The organism is Candidatus Obscuribacterales bacterium (assembly GCA_036703605.1).
Lineage (GTDB): Bacteria > Cyanobacteriota > Cyanobacteriia > RECH01 > RECH01 > RECH01.
The window spans coordinates 1-3,913 of sequence record DATNRH010000538.1 but is presented as its reverse complement, the minus strand read 5'-3'; the positions used below and the strand labels follow the sequence as shown (position 1 = coordinate 3,913).

The window sequence follows — 3,913 nt, the reverse complement described above, 5'->3', positions numbered from 1 at the left end:
CGTCAGCTCGGATGGTGAGCAGTAAGTCAGGAACAGCTTCAATCAAGACGCGATGGGTGGCTTCCAGTGTTTGTAGGGCGGCTTCAGCGGCTTTGCGATCGCTGATATCCAGAAATACGGTATCCCAAATGACACTCCCGTCGGCTTGTTGGCTGGGGCGGCCGACGCCTTCCACCCATTTTTTCTGTCCAGATGGTGTGGTGATTCGCCACTCGTGCCGCCAAGTTTCTAGGCTGTGGGCTGAGGCATAGATGGAGGCCTGCATGTCTCCTAGGTCGTCGGGATGAACCTGTTGCCAAAGGAGGCTAATGTCTTGTTGGATTTGAACGACATCTAACTCCCACAACTCTCGGCAGTTAGGATTGGCGTAAAGAATCTGATCGCTTCCGTCGGGGCGCAGCAGGTAGCGGATGACGGTGCCTGGTAGGTTGGAGGCGATCGCTTCAAATTGTTCGGTGACCTGTTGCAGGGCAGCTTGATCCTGCTGTTGCTTCTCTTCTAAGCGTTTGCGATCGCTAATATCCAGTAGAATACCGCACCAAGTGATCGTTCCATCGGCTTGGCGAGTCGGCTTGGAACGCGCTTGTACCCATTTCACGGAACCATCCCTAGATCGGATGCGAAAATCCTGCTGGATAGGCGTGAGGTTTTGTTGAGATTGTTCGAAAACTAGCTGTAGCAACTCCGCGTCATCGGGGAGGATTAAGTCCCAAAAGCGATTCACATCCGCCAGCACGAACTCTGCAGAATAGCCAAAGAGAGTCTGAACACCCTCGCTAATGAAATTCAGCTGATGCTGATGATCCCGCGATAGATGGTACTGAAATACCACCCCTGGCAGGGTGTCGGTGATCATGCGCAGGGGATGATCGATGCAGTGATTGCCGGGGATCGCGATGCTCAACTGGGCCGCCGATGCTGCCACAACCGGTAGCTGTAGGGCGTTGCGCAGGGTCACCTCTAGGAGATCAGCATCGATGCGACTGTAAATCAGATAGCTGTGAGCACCTTGCTGTAGCGCAGCGGTGAGGTGGTCGTAGTGCTGCAGGTGCCCAAGGGCAATGATGGGGAGATCGGGGGCGATCGCTTTGAGGGGACTTAATTGAAAGGCTTTCGGTGGATTGGGTGACACTCCCATGAGCAGGAGATCGTAGGAGCGCGATCGCAAATGATGGGTCGCTGTTTTCTGGGTGTCTACAGCATCAATCGTCAGCGGCAGCAGCGATTGTCGAAGCCACTGAACCATAGAGGATCGGTTGAGGCGATCGCCTTCGACAAGTAAAACCTGGTAAGAATTTTGCATACAGCACTACGGGAGGGAACAAGTAACGTCGTCTTGCTTGAAACACCTAGATCGCCACGCTCAATGTATTAATTACTACGATTTATCTAGGCAGTAACGTTGCAGCCCTCTCTTAGGAGACTACAGGTTGATGACCCCCTATCCAAGCCGGCGCTTACCATGGAGCTGCCGAATATGTTTCTCTACTGATGCCTAGGATGCAGGCTACGTGAAGCAGAGTATAGATGGACTCTCCTTAAAACCCTGATTCTATGGAGCTCATTAGCCTATAGAGACTAGGTGTTGACTACTAAAGGGGTATCTAGTAAAAGCCCCATGGTCAACTTTAATCAGATTAACCTAACTGTTCCTACTTTGATCCAGTGTGAGACTGTATGGACGCTATCTTAATACCAATTTAATACAAAGTTTATTTGAAGTTACAGGAAACAAAGTTGTGAAAAATTAAAGATCTCTCAAAAGAATTAAGGTTTTGTTCCGTTACCCAGCCTAGGTAGACGTCTTCTTCGATACCTATAAAGCCTTGATGTATAAGCGCTTGATCTCATACCCATAGCTGTTGATCAGGAGTTTGGCAAGATGCTTGATGGAGCCAACGCTGTGTCGTGATGTATAGACAAATACATCAATAATGTTATCTGCAATACATAACCAGAATGTTATCTGCAATACATAACCAGAATTTTTTAAAGTGCCAATAATGTTATTTACGCTACAGTTCTCCTGGAGTGACCTAAAATGTGTTCGTAGTACAGCGGTTCGACGGTACATCCTGCTATTTTTAGCAGAATCTTTTAAGATAGTTTATGCTCAGATGAAGTAGTGCACCTGCCTTGCTCAAGACTGGCGCGATCGCGGCTGTGTTGATCCCAAGTCATTATGGGAGTCGTCGGAGGCGATCGAGCCGAAGTTGATGAGTTGTGCTGAAGAGTCGCAAGAAAGCTAGTAATACGCCTCCTATACTGGCAAGAGCCGTAGCTGCTGCGATCGCAAACAAAATGATGATTTGATAGCGGACAGCATCCGTCGGTCTAGCCCCCGCTAAAATTTGCCCCGTCATCATTCCCGGCAGGCTCACAATCCCCATGACCATCATCGAATTAATCGTGGGAGTCATACCTGTCCGTAGAGCTACACGAATGCTGTCATGGGCTGCTTCCCAACGAGTTGCACCTAGGGCCAACATGGCTTCAATGCGATCGCGCCCAGTGGTTAGATCGTCCATAAAGCGATCGATCGCCAAGGTAATTCCGGTGAGAGCGTTGCCTAAAATCATGCCTAGTAGAGGAATAAGATACTGGGGATCATACCAAGGATCAACGTGAATGATGCCGGTGATAGTGATGCCGGTGATCAAGGCTGTGGATACTAGAATGGATAAAATGCTGTTGAAATAAATTCCCTGAAATCGACGACGGGTTCGCTGCACAGACGAGAGCCCTGCCATCGTCGTCATAATCAATCCTACGAGCAAAATAAGAGGAGGATTCTCTAGGGTAAATACCCACTCTAGAACATAGCCAATGAGTAAAAGCTGGACAACTGCTCGAATACCAGCAATCCAAAGCTGTCTGCCTAAGCCAAGCTGCAATACAACAGAAATTATAATGTTGATCAGAAGCAAGCTGGTGGCTAAGATAAGCTGAACATTGCCAATGGCTAGATAGGTTTCATTCATGATCCCAGCGGCTGAAGATGAATATGTCGTTGTGCGACACGGTTGATTTGTTCGGACGTATGGCTTGTCCAGATGGTGGCGCGGTTTGGGTCAGTCTTCTGCCAATAGTGAACAAGAGTTTCTAAGGCGTAAACCGTTTCCAGATCCAGAGACGCGGTAGGTTCATCCAATAGTAGAATCTGGGGAGAGAGCTGCAAGGCTCGAATGAATGCAACAATTTGCGCTTCTCCTCCTGATAATGCTGAACTGGGGCGCAGGAGAAAACTAGCATCTCGTCCTAGGGCAGAAAGATAGGCAAGAATCTGATCTTGATTGAAGGATTGGTGACGATGACTCTTAAATTGATAGACTTGGCGTAAATTATCTTCGACACTTCCTTCTACTAATGCTGGCCGTTGATGTAAGTAAATAACTTGGCTGCGGTAGTAGGGTTCTGTATAGGCAGAAAGAACTTTGCCTTGAAACCAGAGTTGCCCCTCTTGTATAGGGTCCAGATTGGCGAGCGATCGCAGCAACAAGCTCTTGCCCGATCCAGATGCTCCAGTGATGGCCAGATTCTCGCCTGGATATAGATCAAACTGAAGGTTTTTCCAAATCCATCGATGTTGAACCTGCCGCCCTAAACGTTGCACCGTAAGCAGAGGCATGACACTCAATTTTTGAGGAGGATAGCTGCTGGGCATGAATTGTGAGATGATTCATATAAACAGTTTTACAGCATTTTCAAGGCTATGAAAGATAAACCGTGTTAGCAAGATATAAATTGAATGCTTAATCAATCTGAATGCTTAATCAATCTAAGATTAAGAGTGATTTGATAAGCGATCGCTATCTTGATCCAGATGATCTCATGACTTGCTCGGCAAACTCTTTCTTAAAAGCTTTAGCGATGAGATATCGGATAGCTGCCTCATTGGTTCGATAGCGGCGCT

General features: G+C 47.8%; 3 protein-coding genes. All 3 read right to left on the bottom strand.

The genetic code is table 11. The annotated features are described in order from the left end of the window. On the bottom strand, positions 1-1,303 hold a 1,303-nt coding region (locus V6D20_11640; GenBank protein HEY9816435.1), incomplete at its 3' end, for a PAS domain-containing protein. An 877-nt stretch (positions 1,304-2,180) separates the two neighbouring features. Continuing rightward, positions 2,181-2,981: an iron export ABC transporter permease subunit FetB gene (gene fetB, locus V6D20_11635; protein ID HEY9816434.1), complete on the bottom strand. Its 801-nt coding sequence runs from the start codon at positions 2,979-2,981 to the stop codon at positions 2,181-2,183. Then, positions 2,978-3,628, bottom strand: coding sequence for an ATP-binding cassette domain-containing protein (locus V6D20_11630; GenBank protein ID HEY9816433.1), 651 nt, complete (start codon positions 3,626-3,628; stop codon positions 2,978-2,980). Before V6D20_11630 ends, fetB begins: the two co-directional genes overlap by 4 nt. Positions 3,629-3,913: the final 285 nt, after the last annotated feature.

What these genes read in the sequence shown, in the direction of transcription:
- V6D20_11630 (HEY9816433.1), bottom strand. Translation starts at nt 3,628, where the DNA reads ATGCCTCTGCTTACGGTGCAACGTTTAGGGCGGCAGGTTCAACATCGA.
- fetB (HEY9816434.1), bottom strand. Translation starts at nt 2,981, where the DNA reads ATGAATGAAACCTATCTAGCCATTGGCAATGTTCAGCTTATCTTAGCC.